This is a genomic window from Mycobacterium sp. Root135 (genome assembly GCF_001426545.1).
In the GTDB taxonomy this organism is placed as follows: Bacteria; Actinomycetota; Actinomycetes; order Mycobacteriales; family Mycobacteriaceae; genus Mycobacterium.
Genome location: NZ_LMEZ01000006.1, coordinates 627,434 through 644,425, shown reverse-complemented (window position 1 = coordinate 644,425; position 16,992 = coordinate 627,434). Strand labels below are relative to the sequence as shown.

The 16,992-nt window shown below is 69.2% G+C and carries 13 protein-coding genes and 1 pseudogene; 9 read left to right on the top strand and 5 right to left on the bottom strand.

Translation table 11 applies throughout. The features are described from left to right. Positions 1-163: 163 nt before the first annotated feature. Positions 164-781 (bottom strand): TetR-like C-terminal domain-containing protein, encoded by a 618-nt coding sequence (locus ASD37_RS19745; protein WP_056555012.1) that lies wholly within the window; start codon positions 779-781, stop codon positions 164-166. Between the two features lie 40 nt (positions 782-821). On the opposite strand from ASD37_RS19745, the gene ASD37_RS19740 reads away from it, so the two are divergent. The 6 genes from ASD37_RS19740 to ASD37_RS19715 all read left to right on the top strand — a co-directional run bounded on the left by ASD37_RS19740 (position 822) and on the right by ASD37_RS19715 (position 8,232). After that, a complete protein-coding gene (locus ASD37_RS19740) occupies positions 822-1,949 on the top strand; it encodes a hypothetical protein (RefSeq protein ID WP_056555010.1) in 1,128 nt (375 codons plus the stop codon). Continuing rightward, positions 1,946-2,923, top strand: a complete 978-nt coding sequence (locus tag ASD37_RS19735) for a TIGR03617 family F420-dependent LLM class oxidoreductase (protein WP_056555007.1) — start codon at positions 1,946-1,948, stop codon at positions 2,921-2,923. Before ASD37_RS19740 ends, ASD37_RS19735 begins: the two co-directional genes overlap by 4 nt. A gap of 3 nt (positions 2,924-2,926) precedes the next feature. Further along, positions 2,927-5,293, top strand: a complete 2,367-nt coding sequence (locus tag ASD37_RS19730; RefSeq protein ID WP_056555005.1) for a PEP/pyruvate-binding domain-containing protein — start codon at positions 2,927-2,929, stop codon at positions 5,291-5,293. Positions 5,294-5,340: 47 nt separating this feature from the next. Continuing rightward, positions 5,341-6,042: an SDR family oxidoreductase gene (locus ASD37_RS19725; RefSeq protein WP_056555001.1), complete on the top strand. Its 702-nt coding sequence runs from the start codon at positions 5,341-5,343 to the stop codon at positions 6,040-6,042. A gap of 57 nt (positions 6,043-6,099) precedes the next feature. Then, positions 6,100-7,059, top strand: coding sequence for a haloalkane dehalogenase (locus tag ASD37_RS19720; RefSeq protein ID WP_056554998.1), 960 nt, complete (start codon positions 6,100-6,102; stop codon positions 7,057-7,059). Between the two features lie 75 nt (positions 7,060-7,134). Further along, positions 7,135-8,232: a hypothetical protein gene (locus ASD37_RS19715; RefSeq protein WP_056554995.1), complete on the top strand. Its 1,098-nt coding sequence runs from the start codon at positions 7,135-7,137 to the stop codon at positions 8,230-8,232. Positions 8,233-8,235: 3 nt separating this feature from the next. Here ASD37_RS19715 and ASD37_RS19710 read toward each other — a convergent pair whose 3' ends face one another. The 4 genes and pseudogenes from ASD37_RS19710 to ASD37_RS19695 all read right to left on the bottom strand — a co-directional run bounded on the left by ASD37_RS19710 (position 8,236) and on the right by ASD37_RS19695 (position 13,611). Continuing rightward, complete coding sequence (locus ASD37_RS19710; protein WP_056554991.1) at positions 8,236-10,734, bottom strand: FtsX-like permease family protein; 2,499 nt, start codon at positions 10,732-10,734, stop codon at positions 8,236-8,238. A 151-nt stretch (positions 10,735-10,885) separates the two neighbouring features. After that, positions 10,886-11,569, bottom strand: a pseudogene (locus ASD37_RS19705) (ABC transporter ATP-binding protein); the annotation flags it as partial. 12 nt (positions 11,570-11,581) lie between these two features. After that, positions 11,582-12,358: a hypothetical protein gene (locus tag ASD37_RS19700; protein WP_235568471.1), complete on the bottom strand. Its 777-nt coding sequence runs from the start codon at positions 12,356-12,358 to the stop codon at positions 11,582-11,584. A 218-nt stretch (positions 12,359-12,576) separates the two neighbouring features. Further along, positions 12,577-13,611 carry a hypothetical protein gene (locus tag ASD37_RS19695; RefSeq protein WP_156720974.1) on the bottom strand — a complete coding sequence of 345 codons (1,035 nt, stop codon included), beginning with the start codon at positions 13,609-13,611 and terminating at the stop codon, positions 12,577-12,579. 63 nt (positions 13,612-13,674) lie between these two features. On the opposite strand from ASD37_RS19695, the gene ASD37_RS19690 reads away from it, so the two are divergent. From ASD37_RS19690 to ASD37_RS19680, 3 genes are read left to right on the top strand one after another with little or no spacing between them, the layout of a single operon-like run. Beyond that, positions 13,675-14,625, top strand: coding sequence for a WcbI family polysaccharide biosynthesis putative acetyltransferase (locus ASD37_RS19690; RefSeq protein ID WP_056554983.1), 951 nt, complete (start codon positions 13,675-13,677; stop codon positions 14,623-14,625). After that, positions 14,622-15,638 carry a hypothetical protein gene (locus tag ASD37_RS19685; protein ID WP_056554980.1) on the top strand — a complete coding sequence of 339 codons (1,017 nt, stop codon included), beginning with the start codon at positions 14,622-14,624 and terminating at the stop codon, positions 15,636-15,638. Before ASD37_RS19690 ends, ASD37_RS19685 begins: the two co-directional genes overlap by 4 nt. Further along, positions 15,631-16,992, top strand: a complete 1,362-nt coding sequence (locus ASD37_RS19680; RefSeq protein WP_056554977.1) for a glycosyltransferase family 2 protein — start codon at positions 15,631-15,633, stop codon at positions 16,990-16,992. The genes ASD37_RS19685 and ASD37_RS19680 overlap by 8 nt, the downstream gene beginning before the upstream one ends.

The window sequence follows — 16,992 nt, the reverse complement described above, 5'->3', positions numbered from 1 at the left end:
GTGGTCAGGGTGTTTTGCGGTCGTCGTCACATCAAGGCTGATTTCTGCTCGGCGGGGTCGGGCGACGTCATCGTCGCGAGCCCATGGTCGACGTCGCGTGGCCGCGTGGCGCCGCGCCGCGCCGCACGGTGATCAAAAAGTGATGGGGCGCAGAAGTTTGCCGTTACCGAGCCGGGGACCCGCGCTTCGTGGCGGTCCAGCCGGAGCTGATCAGGGCGGTGAGGTCGTCCACCCACGCGGCGTCCAGCGGGGCGTCGTGACGTACGAGGATGCGGAAGATGGCGCTGCCCACCACGACTTCGGCGAGCAGGGGCAGGTCGCCGGACGGGTCGGGTTGGTCGATCCTGGTCCGGAACGTGGCGAGGCTGCCGGCGAATCGCGAGATCATCGCGCCGTGTACGTCCTGGTCGGCCACGGTGTCGGCGATCAACGCCGGTAGCGCGATCCGGACCTCCGGGCGGTCGAACATGGTGCGGGTCGCCTCCACGAGTGCCCTGACGTCTCCTTCGGCGTCACCGGATGCACTCGGCATGGCCATCACCTCGGCGGGCAGGATCGCTTCGTGGACGAGTTGGGCCTTGCCCGACCAGCGGCGGTAGATGGCCGCGGTGGTGGTGCCCGCCCTGGCCGCGATTGCCGACAGGGAGAGCGCGGAATAGCCCGTCTCGAGCAGCAGGTCGCGGGTGGCCTCGATGATTGCGGCGTCGATTCTGCCGTCGCGCGGTCGACCCGCGGACGACCGGACCGAGTCCTTGTCATCCTCGGGCCGATCTGTTCTCATGATTCCAATATAACCCGCATCGTATCGTTATTGGAGTCACGTGTTCCTGAGCCCGCTCGACGAGTACCCAATCCACCAGGCGGCGGTGCCCATCAGCGCCCCGGCCACCTCGGACCGCAACTTCTACGATCGCTCCTACTTCAACGTGCTCGAGCGCGACGGCCGCTTCATGATGCTGACCGGCATCGGCTACTACCCCCGGCTCGGAGTCAAGGACGCCTACGTACTGATCCGTCGCGGCGACACCCAGACGGCCGTCCGCTTCAGCGACGCGATCGACGACGACCGCATGCACCAGAACGTCAACGGCTACCGTCTCGACGTCGTCGAACCGCTTCAGGAGCTGCACCTGACCGTCGCCGAGACCGAGGGCGTCGCGGTCGACCTGCGGTGGACGGGCAGGTTCCCCGCCGCCCTGGAGCACCCGCATCACATGCACACCGATCGGCGAGTCACCCTGCAGGCCTGTCGGTTTGCCCAACTCGGCACGTGGGAGGGGTGGATCGACGTCGACGGCGACCGTCTGCAGGTCGACTCCGCCAACTCGGTGGGCAACCGCGACCGGTCCTGGGGCATCCGGCCCGTCGGCGAGGCCGAACCCGCAGGCCGGCCCGACACCGCATTCAGTGGAATGTGGTGGCTCTACCTGCCGCTCGCCTTCGACGACTACCAGATCTTCCTGATCATCCAGGAGGATCCCGACGGCCACCGCAGCCTGTACGACTGCACCCGACGCTGGGCCGACGGCAGGGTCGAACAGCTCGACGGCGTCCGCGCGAACGTCCACTACGCGCCGGGCACCCGGATTCCCTCGGGAGCACACGTCGAGATGATGACGCGGTCAGGAGGCAGACTTCAGCTCGACGTCGAGTCGAAGCTGTTCGCGCCCATCGCCTTTGGCTCCGGCTACGGCGGGGACTCTTCCTGGGCACACGGCACCTGGATGGGCGGTCCGTCCGCAGAGCGCGTCTCCTACGACCTGACCGATCCAGAGGTCATGGCGCGAGCCCCCTTCAGTCTGATCGACCACGTCGGCCGAGCGGTCTGCACCGAGCCCGACGGCAGCACGCACGAGGGCGTCGGGCTCTTCGAGCACGCCGTCATCGGCCCGCACCACCCGTCGGGCTTCCACGACTGGACCGACGTCCAGGCCGGGGTCACGGCATGAAGGTCATGACCGCGCTGTTCAGTCCGACCGACGCCGTCGAACGAGCGGCACTGCTGCGGGAGGCCGGAGCCTCCGGAGTGTTCACCTTCGAGGGCCCGCGCGAAGTCTTCACCCCACTGGTGTTGGCGTCGACGGTCAAGGGCCTGGACCTGATGACCAACGTGGCGATCGCATTGCCCCGCAATCCGATTCAGCTGGCGCACCAGGCCAACGACCTCCAGGAGATCTCCGAGGGGCGCTTCATCCTCGGACTCGGCACCCAGATCCGCGCGCAGGTCGAGAAGCGGTACGGCGCCGAGTTCGACCACCCGGTGGCCCGGATCAAGGAGATGGTCGGCGCGCTGCGGGCCATCTTCGCCACCTGGAACGACGGCGAGCGGCTCGACTTCCGCGGCGAGTACTTCCGGCACACCCTGATGACGCCGACCTTCAACCCCGGCCCCAACCCGTACGGGCCGCCGCCGATCTACCTCGGCGCACTGGGTCCCCGGATGACCCGTGCGACGGCCGAAGTGGCCGACGGCCTACTGGTAATGCCGTTCGGCTCCAAGAAGTACCTGCACGAGAGGACCATGCCCGCCGTCCGTGAGGGGCTGGCCGCGGCGGGACGAAGCGCCGAGGACCTCGCGGTGGTACCCGAGATCATCGTGTCAGTCGGGGAGGACCACTCGTCGACGCGAATGCTGTTGGCGTTCTACGGTTCCACGCCCGCCTACCGGCCGGTGCTCGACGCGCACGGCTGGGGCGACCTTCAACCCGAGCTCAACGCCATGTCCAAGCAGGGCCGGTGGCAGGAGATGTCCACGCTGATCGACGACGAGGTACTGCACACCATCGCCGCCTGCGGCACCCCGGCGGAGGTGGCCGCGCACATCAGGGACCGGGTCGACGGCATCTCCGACCGCATCTGCCTGTACCAACCCGGACCCATCGCCGTGGAGTCGCTGGCCGAGATCATCGACGCGCTGGTCTGACGAATGCACACCACCACGATCGAGTTCGACGACGTCGTCGACGACCGCTTCGGCGGAAAGGCGTGGGGACTCGCCGAGCTGACACGGCTCGGACATTCCGTCCCAACGGGTTTCGTCGTCGCAGGCGTCTCCCAGTCACCCCTTCCGGACGAGGTGACCGAGCGCTTCGCGCGGATGCAGGCACCGGTGGCCGTCCGGTCGTCCGCCACCGGAGAGGACGGCGTCGAGCACTCGTTCGCCGGGCAGTACGACACCGTGCTCGGCGTCGTGACGCCCGAGGACTTCGCCGCCGCCGTCGGTCGGTGCGCCGGCTCGGTCGGGTCCGACCGCGCCGCCGCCTACGGCGGTGCCGAGCCCGTCGAGATGCACGTGGTCGTCCAGCGGATGGTCGACGCCCGCGCGGCAGGCGTGGTGTTCACCGCGGACCCGACGACCGGACGCCGCGATCTGATGGTGATCGACGCGATCGCCGGGTTGGGGGAGGCGCTCGTCGACGGGTCGGCCGTCTCCGACCACCTCGTACTGACCTCGGACGGCGCCCAGGCGGTGCGCGACGTCGGGGAGACCTCCGTGCTGAGCGACGACGAGGTAGCCCAAATCCGCACTGGCGCAATGCAGGCCGCGGAGCACTGGGGTCGGCCGATGGATCTGGAGTGGGCGGTCGACCAGGCAGGCAAGCTGTGGTGGCTGCAGGCCAGACCGGTCACCACCCTGCCCGGTGACCTCAACGAGATGGACACCCCGGTCACCGGCGCCACCGACGTCTACACGCGCTGCAACATCGGCGAGATGATGCCGGGCGCCTTCTGCCCGCTCACCGCGTCGGTGTCGGGGCACGCGATCGACTACGCGATGCAGATGACCCAGGTGGTGGCCCGGGCGCAGCCACGCTACGAGACCCCGTGGCTTCAGGTCGGGTACTTCTACGGACACATGTTCCTGAACATGACCGAGGGCACGGGCCTGAGTTCGGGCATCCTCGGCAACTCCCTCGAGCAGTTCTCGATGTCGATCTGTGGCCGGGTGGTCGACGAACTCGAACCCAAGCCGCCAAAGCCGTTCGCCGACAAGCTGGTCAACACCGTCAGGCTGACCTCCCATGCGCTGTCCGCCGGGCCGGCGATACGGCGCCTCGGCCAGCAGATCGCCGCGTATCCCATCCCCACCAGTCGCGATGCCGAAGAAGTTCTGCGACAACTGGAGTCGGGCGTCGAGCTGTACTGTCACGTCACCCTGGTCCACGTCCGGTCCTCGTCGCGCGCGGCGGTCGGCGCGAACGTCCTGGAGAGTTACCTGGTGCGTCAGGCGGTCAAGGACGGTCGCGACGAGAGCGAGGGCCAGGCCGACGCGGCCCGGCTGATGGCCGGTGCGGCCGACGTGGAGAGTGCGTTGATGGTCGAGGAGCTGCACCAGGTGGTGCGGAAGGTTGCGGCCGACGACGTCGCCACGGGGTGGTTCCTGGCCGCGGCGCCTGCGCAGGCTCTGACGCGGCTGCGGAGCGACGCGGGACCAGGCGGAGTTGCGTTGCGGGAGTTCCTCAGTCGACACGGGCACCGCGGCTACCGTGAACTGTGCATGCGAGACCCCGCGTGGGCACAGGACGCCGACGGCCTCGGGTCGATGATGCAGGCCATGGTGCAGTCGGCCCGCGACTCCACCGTGACGCCACCCCCTCGACGACCCGGCGACGTCCCCGCCTCCCGGACGGTCCGGCTGCTCGCCCGATTGGCACAGGGCGGCGCGCGCGGACGCGAGGAGACCAAGTCGAAGATGGCCTTGATGGCGCACCGTCTCAAACTCGGATACCACCATCTCGGGGAGGTGCTGGCCGCCTCGGGGCGCCTGCCCGACGCCGACCTGGTCTTCTTCTTCGACCGCGCCGAGCTGCACCGGGTGGTTGGTGACGGCGACGTCGCCGAGCTCGTCGACCGGGCGCGGCAGCGACGCGACGCGCTGGCCTTTCAGCAGGCGTTGGAGTTCGACGACGTCTCCGTCGGACGGCCCGCGCCCATCCTGTCTCGAGCGCCCGGCACCATCACCGACGACGAGATCCTGGGTCGCCCCGCAAGCCGTGGGATCGCGGAAGGCGTTGTCCGGGTGGCGAAGTCGATTCAGGATGCGCGTGACGTGCAGCGCGGGGAAATCCTCGTCGCCCCCGTCACCGACGTGGGCTGGACGCCGTACTTCACCGTGATCGCCGCTCTGGTCACCGACATCGGCAGCTCGGTTTCGCACGGTGCCGTCGTCGCGCGAGAGTACGGATTGCCCTGCGTCGTCAACACCTTGGTGGCCACGCAGGTGCTCAAGACCGGCGATCGCGTCAGGGTGGACGGCGACCGCGGGTTGGTCACCCGACTGGAGTCGAGCTAGTCCCGGGATCATTTACGTGGGGGGCCGCCGAGGTGCACTATGACGTGATGGACATCTCTGCCTCCGTTGCACTCGTCACCGGTGCCAACCGTGGGCTCGGTCGACACTTCGCCCTCGAACTGCTCGCGCGTGGCGCCAAGGTGTATGCCGCGGCGCGCAATCCGGATTCGGTCGACGTCGACGGGGCCATTCCCCTTGCCGTCGACGTCACCGATCCGGCCGCGGTGGCCGACGCGGCACAGCGCGCTGGCGACGTGACTCTGCTGGTCAACAACGCCGGCATCGCGGCGGACGTGAACCTCCTGACCGGCGATCTCGACGGTGCACGCCGTGAGATGGAGACCAACTACTTCGGCACGCTGTCGATGGTTCGGGCGTTCGCCCCGGTGATCGAGGCCAACGGCGGTGGCGGCATCCTCAACGTGCTGTCGGTGCTGTCCTGGGTGAGCAGCCCGGACCACAGCGGCTACTGCGCCTCGAAGTCGGCGGCGTGGTCGATGACCAACGCGGTGCGGCTGCAACTGGCTGAGCGCGGGATCGTGGTGACCGCACTGCACGTCGGTTTGATGGACACCGACATGGGGGCGATCTTCGACGCACCCAAGTCCGATCCCGCCGTCGTCGCGGCCCTCGCGGTCGACGCCGTCACGGCCGGAGACTACGAGGTGCTCGCCGACGACACCAGCCGTGGGGTTCGCGCCGGTTTCGCGGGCGGCGTCGAAGCCCTCTATCCGCAGCTGGCCAAGTGATCACCATCTGGTGGGGGTCCTTCGGCTATCCGCAGCTGGCCAAGTGACCACCATCTGATGGGAGTCCTGCGAACCCCCGACGACCGATTCGCCGACCTGCCCGGGTTCCCCTACCCACCCCATTACGTGCAGGTGCAGACCGGAAAGCTCGACCCGCTCCGCATGCACTACGTGGACGCCGGCCCCAAGGACGGGCCCGTGGTGCTGCTGATGCACGGCCAACCCACGTGGTCCTACCTGTACCGCAAGGTGATCCCGGTCCTCGTCGAGGCAGGACTGCGGGTCGTCGCACCCGACAACATCGGCTACGGACGCTCCGACAAGCTCACCGACCCAACCGATTACACGTTCGCCCGCCACGTCGACTGGCTGCACGGCCTCGTCGCCGCGCTGGACTTGCGCGACGTCACCCTCGTCGCCCAGGACTGGGGCGGGCCGCTCGGCCTGAGCGTGTTGGCCCGCGACGAAAGCCGCTTTGCGCGCGTCGTGGCCGCCAACACCATCCTGCACACGTGCGATCCGGCGTTGGATGGCGAACTCGAGTGGGCCCACCACGGGGTGGGTGACGGCCGGATGATGTTGCAGGAGACGCTGCTGGACTACGTGGCGTTCTACCAGCGTGCACCGAAGATCGTGCCAAGCTTCTTCCTCGACGCGGTGGCCGGGCCCCTGCCTGCGGACGTCCTGGCCGCCTATGACGCACCCTTTCCCGACCGGTCGTACACGGCTGGCCTCCGCCAGCTGATCGCCCTGATCCCGTTGACGCGCAACGACCCTGGGGCCGCCATCGGGCGCGAGACCATGGCGGTGCTGGAGCAGTGGCACAAGCCGTTCCTCACCGCCTACTCCGACGGCGACCCCGCGACGAGGGGCTGGGACGGGGTGTTCCAGCGGCGGGTGCCCGGTGCGCGCGGACAGAACCACGTAACGATCGCCGGCGCGGGCCACTTCGTTCAGGAGCAGCGAGGCGAGGAACTCGGCGGGATCGTGGCGGACTTCGTCGCTCACAGCTCCTAGACAGCGATCCAACAGCGCGCCCTGGCAACCTCACTGGTGAATCGTCGATGCGCGACGAGCTGTCAGGAGGTGAGGGTGGCCGCCGTGTCCCGCCTCGTCGTCGCGATGCTGACCGTGGCGGCGCTGGCCGTCGGCGGATGCGGGGTCGCCGCGCTTCGGGTCGCCGGTACCGACAGCGCCATGGCCAAGCTCGCCGAATGGGGCCGTAGCCACGGCCTCAACGACGAAGTCACCTGGCTCGAGAAGCAGGTGTACCTCCGGAATCAGCCTGCCCTCGGCGGTGAACCTCCCGGCGGGATTCCCGCCGTGGCCGGAGCGGTACCCCAGGTTCCCGGTTCGGCGACCCTGCCGTCCACGCCCCTAGCGCCGCTGAGCGGTGATCCTCCGCTTCCCGGCGAGGGCAGCTGGCACACCGTGGTGACCGCGCACGGCAAGCCCGCGGTCCAGGTGGCGGCCCTGCGCCCCGACGATCAACACACCTCGTTCGTGGTCGGCGTGCTGCGGATGGACCCCGCCCTGGTGCGCGGTGAACTGCGTCCCGGCACCACCGATCCCGGTGGCAGGTGGGCGACGGCGCCGTCGCTGGTACCCGCCGACAGGGACGACGTCGCCGTCGCGTTCAACGGCGGGTTCCGGCTCACCGATCCCAGCCGCCCCGGCTATTACAGCCAGGGGCGCACCGTCACCCGGCTGGTCGACGGCCAAGCCAGCCTGGTGCTGAGGGCCGACGGCACCGCCGACGTCGGACGGTGGAATCAGGAGGTGCGGATGGCACCCGACGTGGTCAGCGTCAGACAGAACCTGGTGCCCCTCGTCGACGGTGGCGCGCTGAACCAGACCTGCGCCACCGGTGGCACCAAGGAGTGGGGCACGACCATCGGGCAGACGGCCTTCATCCATCGGTCCGGATTCGGCGTCACCGCAAGCGGAGTCGAGGTCTACGTGGCGGGTCCGGCCCTGTCGGTGTGCACGCTGGGGCGCATCCTGCAGGACGCCGGCGTCGTCCGGGGCATGGAACTCGACATCAACCCGGACTGGGTGAGCGGGGCGTACTTCCATCCGCGCCCCGGCGGTCCCCCGCAGGGCTTCGCGCTCTTCCCCGACGAAAAGGTCTCGCCGCAGCACTATCTCACGCCGTCGTCGCGTGACTGGTTCGCCTGGTTCACCCGCTGAGGGTCAGTCGGCGCTGATGGCCTCGACGATGTCGAGCCGCGCCGCCCGCACGGCGGGCGGTATGGCGCCGAGGAGGCAGATCGCCAGCGCCCCAACACCGATGGCAATCATCGACGGGTTCGGCTGCCATGCGACGTCGATGCTGAGGACGTTCGTCAACGCGACGGACGTCAGGTATTGGATCGCGGCACCGAGGATTAGGCCGAGTACGGCACCGACGATGCCGATGCCCGCGGCCTCGGCGAGGATCGCCTTTAGAGTGAACGCCCTCGTCGCGCCGATGGCCCGCAGTACGCCGATCTCGCGGCGCCGGTCGAGGACCGACAGCATCAGCGTGTTCAGCAGTGTCACGGCGGAGACCAGGACGACGATCCACGCGATGACGGTGATGACGGCGATCACCTGATCCAGCGCGCTCGCGACACCGTCGAGGGCCTCGTCACCCGAGTAGACGAAGGTCTCCGGGGAGACGACCTTGCGGATCGCGGCCGTGACCGCGGCCGGGTCGGCGCCGGGGGCGAGCGTGACCTCCAGGTCGCTGGCCCCGGCGCGGTCGAACCAGCCCTGCATGGCGTCCAGGCTCATCGCGACGGTGCCCGTCATCCCGGAGAAGTACGGGACCAGTGCGAGTACCCGGACGGTGCGCGGTCCGGTGGGGGTCTGCAGCGTGATCTGCTCGCCCGCAGTCACGTTCATGGACTTTCCGAGGTCACGCGACAACGCCACGCCGTCGCCGGCAAGCAGTTTCTTGCGGTCGGCAGGCGCCAGGGACGTGTAGATGTCGCGGTGGGAGTCCGCCGCGATGCCGAGCAGCATCACGCGCGAATCGCCGACGGTGGCGAAGGCCATCTGGTCCGGCACGACGCGTTCGACACCGGGGACCGCAGCCACGTCGGCCGCCGTGGTCGGCGGCAGCAGCGTCGACGAGTAGTCGGTGGCGGCAGCCGAGCTGACCCACACGTCGGCGTCGGCGATGGACGCGAAGGATGCGACCGTGGAGTCGACGGCGTTGCCCGTCGCACCGGTGACCGCGACGGTGGTGACCACGGCGGTCAGCACCGTCATCATCGCGACCCACATGCGCCGCGGTGCGCGCTCGATGGTCGCCGCGCCGAGCACGCCGGCCGGTCCGAACCGCCGGGCCACCGCGGCGGCCGCCTTGATGATGAACCCCGAGAAGGCGAAGCACAACGCGCTGAACCCGATGAACGACAACGCTATCGACGCGATGGCGATCTGTCCGAGGTCGGCGGTGACGACGCCGACGGTGACGGCCAGCAGCACCGTCCCGGCGATTCCCGCGGCGATCCTGAGCCGCCGCGAGCCGGGGTCGGCGGTGGTTGCGCCGTTCGGCGCCAACGCCTCGATCGGCGCGACGGTGTGGATCTGCCGGGCGGCCAACGCCGAGGCGCTGACGCTGGCGAGTACGCACGCGGCGACGGTCAGCGGCACCACCCACGCCGGGAGCACGTACTCCAACCGGGCGTCGAGGGTTTGCACCAGCGTCGATGGCAGCTCCCCAATGGCGAAGTAGCCGATCAGGATTCCGAACGCCGACCCGAGGAGACCACCGAGGAAACCGACCAGCGCGGCTTCGGCCAGCATGTCGGACATGATGGTTCGTCGGCGACCGCCGAGCGCCCGCATCGTGGAGATGACGGGCCGTCGTTGGGCGATCGCGATGCTCATCGCGTTGTAGCTCAAGAACGCGGCCACCACCAGCGACACCGAGGCGGCCAACAGGGTCATCGCCTGCAGGATGGCGAACGAGCTACTCGCCTGCGCGGCGCGGAAACTCGGCGTCGCGACCACCGCCCTGCCCTGCAGCGCCGTCGTCACCCCGGCTCGCACCGCAGCCTGATCCGCGCCGGGGGTGGTGAACACCAGGATCGAGTCGAGTCGTCCTTGCCGGCCCGAGATCCGTTGGGCGAGAGCAAGTGGCGCGATCACGAAGTGGGCGTCGTTCAGCCGGCGGGCAGCTGGCCCGTCGACCACCGCCACCGCGGTGAGCTCGGTGCCCGCGACCAGGAACCGGTCGCCCTTGGACACTCCGAGCCCGGCGCCGACGACGACCCCGTCGGGCGCCGACGTCACGGGTGACCCCTGCTCCAGCTGGTCTTGGATGGCCGTTTGCAGGTCGGAGTGCAGTTCGGAGGCGTTCTGGCCGAGGCCGACGAGTAGGGCGGGTTGCCCGTCGGCTGTGATTCTCGTGCGGACCAACGGCACTGCGGCGCGGACGTTCTCGGTGCCGGCGACCGTGGTGAGCATGGTGTCGTCGACGCCCTCGCCGGTGATGCCGGAGACCTCGAGGTCGGCGTCGCCGCCGATGCTGGTGGCGAGGCGGTCGATCGATCCGGTGATCGAACCGGAGACGCCGAGGACGGCGACGAGCAGTGTCGCCGACACCGCGACGACGACGATCGAGGCCACCGCGCGCCCCCAGTGGGTGCGCAGTTCACGGACGTTGAGGACCTTCAGTCTGCTGAAGACCGCGAGAAGCACTGCGCTACACCCGGTGCGCGGAGTGTTTGCCGCGTCGCCGTGGTGGGTCGGTGGTCACGATCGGGAAGACGTCGGTCGGCTGATCGCGACTGCCTGTCGAGTGCCGTCCATTCCGTCGCGCGGGCGGGGACGGGGGCACCGCCCTGGTTCGCCCTGCAAGGTCGGACTTCACCGCACCGTCCTGCACCGTGATGACGCGATCGGTCTGCGACGCGGCCCCCAGGTCGTGGGTGACCATGACGACCGCTCTGCCTGCGCCGTCGGTGCGCGAGACGTCGCGCAGAAGTTCCATGATCGCGGCGCCGGTGGACGAATCGAGGTTGCCGGTGGGTTCGTCGGCCAGGATCAGCGGCGGGTCCATCATCAGGGCCCGCGCCACGGCCACCCGTTGCATCTGCCCACCGGACAGTTCGGCGGGGCGATGGTCGATCCGGTCGCCAAGCCCCACGCGGTCGAGCAGCGCGACGGCATCGGACCGCACCTGGCGCAGCCGCCTCCCGTCGAGCAGCATCGGCAGGGCCACGTTCTCCCACGCCGTCAGCGTCGGCAGAAGATTGAAGAACTGGAAGACGAACCCGACCTGGTGACGTCGAAACGTCGACTGCTGTTCGTCGGTCATCGTGCCGATCTCGGTGCCGTTGAACTGAATCGAGCCGGAGTCGGGGGAGTCCAGCGCTCCGAGGAGCTGCAGCAGTGTGCTCTTGCCTGCCCCGGACGGGCCGACGATCGAGGTGAATTCGCCACCGTTGATCCGCAACGTCACCCGGTTGAGGGCCCGGACGGTGTGCCCACCGATGCGGTATTCGCGCACCACATTGGTCAGGTCGACTGTCAGCGCCACGTCACGTCACCGGGCGGCGAGCTGTTCGGGGCTGGGCAGGGCCTTGTCGGCGAAGCTGGCTCTGATCCGTTGTCCCACTTTGCGATTGCGTCTACCGGCCAATCCGAGCAATGACGGCACGTGGGCGTAGACCGCCTGGTTGTTCGGTGCGTCCATGTGGGTGAACGGGGGCGTCCCGGCGAGCGGGATCAGCGGTAGCCCGAGGATGTCGCGCGCCACCCTGACGACGGGTGCGTCGAGGACGGCGACGAAGTGCTCAATGTCCTCCCGCATGGCGGCCAGCGCCATGATGCGCATCAGGTGGACGTGCGTGGCGGCAAGTTTGCGGCGATACCGGCGGGGGATGGCCGCGGTGGCTCCGTCCCAGCAGCGGTCGAGGTCGTCGATTCCGTGGTGACGCATGACCTCGTCGGCCGGGATCGCCGTCGGTGCGATGGGCGACTTGCGGCAGTCGTCGAGGTCGACGATCGTCTTGAGTCCGGCCGGGGAGTTGCGGATCATCCGCAGGGCGGCCGCGGGCACCTTGTCGTGCGTGTCGACGACCATGAAGAACAGGCTGCTCTCGTCATACGGGCCGTATTCCTGCTTCATGGTGGCGGAGTCGTTGCCCCAGGAGGCCTCGAAGACCTCGCGTTCGAGTTGCCGGGCAATGTTGGCGAACGGGTCCGTGCCCTCCAGGGCGAAGCACGCGAAGCGGTTGCAGCCCACTCTCTTGGTGCTCAGGAATTGCTCGGTCAGCGCGTCGCGTTCGGGGTCCGACATGTCGTAGACGTACTCCGTCACTCGCCGGTGCTCCCACCTATCAGCATGCATTTCGACTGGCAGAATGCCGTCGCGGAGGTCACCCGTCTGCGGGTTGCGAATGACCATGCCATCGAGGGGGATGAGACGCAAACGCCTCGGGGAGGTTCCCAGCGGTCTCCCGTCGACGCCTCAGGTGTTCAGCAACCTCGCAACCGCGGCGGGTTAGCGGGGCGCCGGATGTGGCAAACACGAGCACGTCAGGCGGCCGACGAAACGACTACCGCCGTGGCATACAGATCCACCATGGCGTTCCTGACGTCGTCGCGCTCCCGGCGGCGCCGATCCCGCCGGTCGAGGTCTTCGCCGCGGCGACCGTCGAGGGTCTGCAGCGCAGTGGTCGCGGCGCGATGCAGGCCGGCTGCGTCGAGGCCGTCGGGTCCGTAGCCGTATTCCAAGGTGCCGTGCTGTTCGGTGAAGAAGCCGCAGTCCGGGGTCAGGACGGTCGTCCCGGCGTCGTGGAAGGCCTCGACCCACCCGGAGTGGGTGCCGAACACGTAGGGCAGCACGGCAACGTCGACCTCGGTCAGGTACCCGATCAGTTCGGTGTCACTGAAGCGCGGGTGCACCCGGACGTCCACCCCGGCCCGTCGGTAGCGGTTCACGTGATCCGCCGTTCCGGTGACGGCCATGGCCCCGTCGTCGAGATCCAGTCGAAGGCGGTGAGTGGGGAGGGCGCCGTCGAGCAGTGCGTCCACGATCGGCCATGGCCGGATGTTGGCGCGCAACCCCTTTCCGTGCACCGCGACGACGGGGTCGGGGCGCGACGCGCGCGCCGCGCCGACGGCGTCGATCGGCAGGACGTGGGGATGGGGGAGCACGACGGCGTCCCGAGCCCATCGGCGACGGATCTCCGCGGCCGCCCCGTTGGTCAGGGTGACGACCGTGGCTGCCGCGGGAACGAGGACGTCCAGCTGAGCCAGGTGCAGCGTGCGATCGGCGAAGTGCGGGTTGTGCAGGTCGTGCACCGTCAGCACCAGCGGGACGTCGCGCTGGCCTAGGACGTCGACGACCTCGAGTAGGGCGTCGACGGAGATGGCCTCGAAGCCGAAGTGCACGTGCAGCACGTCGAAGGTGCCGACGTGGCGTCTGAGGTACTCAGGGTCCAACAGCCGGGGCGGCCACCACTGCCCGGGCACGGTCGCTCCCAGCGGAACCGGATCGGGCAGCAGGCTGATGCGCGAGGTGTCCACCACCGACTGGACGTAGGGGTGACTTGCAGGAACCGAAGCCACAGTTAGCACGAGGTGGCTCTTACCCCGTCTGCGCGGACTCACTCCGACGGATAACGTGACGTCGTGCACCAACCGTCACCGAGGACGCGGCACTACGGTGACTTCTACGGCGTCGACCCACCCCGCGACGACGAGTCGCGCCCGCTGTGGCTGGTGGTCGGAAACTGTCAGGCCGAGGCGCTCCGGCTGGTGCTCGACGGCGTCGACGACCGGCCGTACACGACGGTGAGGATGCCGCCGGTGCACGAGTTGGAGCGCTCCGACCTCGACCACCTGCGGGCGTTGCTCGGCCGGGCCGCGGTGTTGCTGTGCCAGCCAATCAGGGACGGCTACCGCGACTTGCCGCTGGGCACGGCGGAGCTTGCCGCCGAACTACCGTCGACCGCGCGAGTCATTCGGTGGCCGGTGATCCGCTACGCCGGTTTGCATCCGTTCCAGGCGATCGTGCGCCACCCCGCCGACCGGAGCGTCGTGCCGCCGGTGGTTCCGTACCACGATCTGCGCACCGTGATCGCCGCGCGGGACGGCAAGACGGTCGACGACGACTGGGACGTGGACGTCGACGACGCGGCGTTCGTCGCGGTCGCCGACGCGAGCCAGGCCGAGCTGGCCCGCCGGGAGAGTCTGCAGTGCGACGTCGGAGTGTCGGATGTGTTGGGGCCCAGCGGCGCTCACGCCGCGCACACCGTCAACCACCCCGGGAACGGCGTGCTGACGGAGTTGGGTCGACGGGTCCTCGCCGCGACGGGCGTCCCGCGGTCGGTTCCCGTCCCCGCCAGGACGCTGCTCGGCTCGGCGATCGCGCCGCTGGAACCCCGCGTGCTCAAGGCGCGGAACATCTTCGCCCCAGGCCGGGTCGACTGGTGGTTCGACGGCGCGGAGATCACGCCGGGCGACGTGCATCGAACCCAATTGCAGTGGTACTACGACAATCCCGACTTCGTCGGCCTGGCCCTCGAGCGGCACGCCCACACTCTGGACCTGCTTGGTCTTGGAGCGGCGGCGGCGCGGTGACGGCCACGCATCTCGTGGTCGGACCGGCGCGCCACGGCGTCGTGTCCTTCGCGCTCGACCTCGCCGCGTCGCTGCGGGGTTCGGACGGTCCGACGAACGTTGTCCGCCTTGACCATTGGCGTGATCTCGACGGCACCCTCCGACGGTGTCACGGGGTCCATCTGAACTTCACCGACAGGTTGTTCGGCGCTACGCCGGCCGACGCCGCACACCGGGTGGTCGCCCTCGTCCGCGACGTCGAGGCCACGGGTTCGCGGGTGACGGTGACGCTGCACGACGTGCCTCAGCCGTCCGACGGTGGCAACTACGCGCAGCGGACCGACGCCTATCGGACGGTCTGCGCGTCAGTGCACGGCCTCGTCGTCAACAGCGCCCACGAACGATCGCTGCTCGAGGAGTCCCGCATCGCCGACTCCGCGGACGTCGTCGTCATCCCGCTCCCGCTCGACGTGGCCGACGCTCCGCCGCGGCGACCGGCGGTCGGTGACCGCAGCGTCGGTGTCTTCGGCTTCGTTTATCCCGGAAAGGGACACGACGAGGTCCTCGCGGCGATGGTGGACCTGCCACCGTCGGTGGGGTTCGTGGCCGTCGGTGAACCCTCGGCCGGGCACGACGATCTGATCGAGAGCCTGGCGAAAACCGCTGAGCGCGAAGGCCGCCGGTTCTCCGTCACGGGGTACGTGCCCGACGAAGCGCTGACCGGCGTCCTGCAGGACGTGACGGTGCCGGTGGCGCACCACCGGCACGTGTCGGCCTCGGGGTCGATCAACACCTGGATCGCCGCGCGCCGACGGCCGTTGGTTCCCGTCAACCGCTACACCGTCGAACATGCCGACCGGCACCCCGGAACCCTGACGCCGTATCCCGACACCGCTCGCGGGCTGCGGTCGGCACTCGAATACGCCATGGCCCATCCGGATTCGACGTGGATCGCAGCGGGAACCGTCAGCGGATCGCCGTCTCGTGCCACAGCGCAGCGGTACGCCCGAGCATTGGCCCGATGGCATGACTGATCCCCGCACGACGCCGGTCGCGTTGTCCGGCGGTCGATTCGCCGTACCGGGCAACCGATGGGACCTGCTCGACGACCACCCGGGGTTGCCGGTGCGCGTCGCGGTGGTCATCCCGTTTTACGAGCAGCACGACCAGCTCGCCCTGACGTTGGCCGCGCTCGAGCAGCAGACCTACCCGCACGACCTCATCGAGGTGGTCGTCGCCGACGACGGGTCGGCGCAGGCGCCCCGGCCGAACTCGACGCTGAACGTGTCGGTGGTCAGCCAGGGCCGCAACGGTTTCCGGGCCGCGGCGGCGCGCAACATGGGAGTGCGGACGAGCACCGCCCCGATCCTGTGCTTTCTCGACGCCGACACCCATCCCGACCCCGACTACGTCCGCAGGATCGTGCGGCTGCCGTCGGTGCTGCCCGACGCCCTCGTGGTCGGCCGCCGCAGACACGCGGCGCTCGACGGCTGGACGCCGGAAAGGTGGCGGTCGTGGCAGGCGGGCGGTCCCGGTCCCGACGTGCTCGAGGAACCGCAGTGGCTCCGCGACGAATACAGCCGGTCCCGACAGCTGCTCGACGTCGACCACCGGTCCTACCGCTACGTCATCAGCTCGGTGATGTGTTGCAGCCGTGAGCTGTTCGAGGACGTCGGTCGTTTCGACGAGTCCTTCACCCGTTACGGCGGGGAGGACTGGGAACTGGCCCATCGCGCGATGAGCAGTGGTGCCGTGCTTCGCCACGAGCCGCTCGCCGTGGCGTGGCATTCTGGGCCGGACTGGGCGGGCCGTGACGTCGCCGAGCGGACCGCGGCCAAGAACCAGGAGGCCCTTGCGGTGGCTCGGCTGGTCCCGGACCCCGACGCCCGCCGTCACGGGTTGCGGTATGCGATTCCGGAGGTGGCCGTGGTCGTCGACGTAACCGGCCACACCGCAGGCTCCATGGTCGCGACGCTGGCCTGCTTCCTGCATCTGGACGTGGGAATCTGGCTGCGCGGCCTAGACGCCGAGCGCCTCCGCGCCGAATTGCGGGACGACGATCCGCGCATCCACGTCGGCACCCCGCCGCCGGAAATCTTGGCACGGTGCCGCTTCGTTCTCTCAACCCGCGGCCGACCGGTGCTGTCTCAGACCGCGGTGAACCGACTCGTCGACGCATGCGGGAGACCGGGCGTCGGCGAGGTAAGCGTCGAGGGTGACGGCGTCGCCGTGACGTGCAACTCGTCGTGGGCGCTGAACCGGACCCGGCGCTGGACTGCCGGGTCCCGTCCCGTAGCCGAGTTACGCGGTCTCTACGAGACCAAGCGGTTTACCCCAGCCGAACTCGAACTACGGGACAGCTCGCCGGACACGTCGCTGGCCTGGTGA

Coding starts and splice junctions, on each gene's coding strand:
- ASD37_RS19725 (WP_056555001.1), top strand. CDS start 5,341: ATGGACATCTCTGCCTCCGTTGCACTCGTCACCGGTGCCAACCGTGGG.
- ASD37_RS19745 (WP_056555012.1), bottom strand. CDS start 781: ATGAGAACAGATCGGCCCGAGGATGACAAGGACTCGGTCCGGTCGTCC.
- ASD37_RS19735 (WP_056555007.1), top strand. CDS start 1,946: ATGAAGGTCATGACCGCGCTGTTCAGTCCGACCGACGCCGTCGAACGA.
- ASD37_RS19720 (WP_056554998.1), top strand. CDS start 6,100: ATGGGAGTCCTGCGAACCCCCGACGACCGATTCGCCGACCTGCCCGGG.
- ASD37_RS19730 (WP_056555005.1), top strand. CDS start 2,927: ATGCACACCACCACGATCGAGTTCGACGACGTCGTCGACGACCGCTTC.
- ASD37_RS19680 (WP_056554977.1), top strand. CDS start 15,631: ATGACTGATCCCCGCACGACGCCGGTCGCGTTGTCCGGCGGTCGATTC.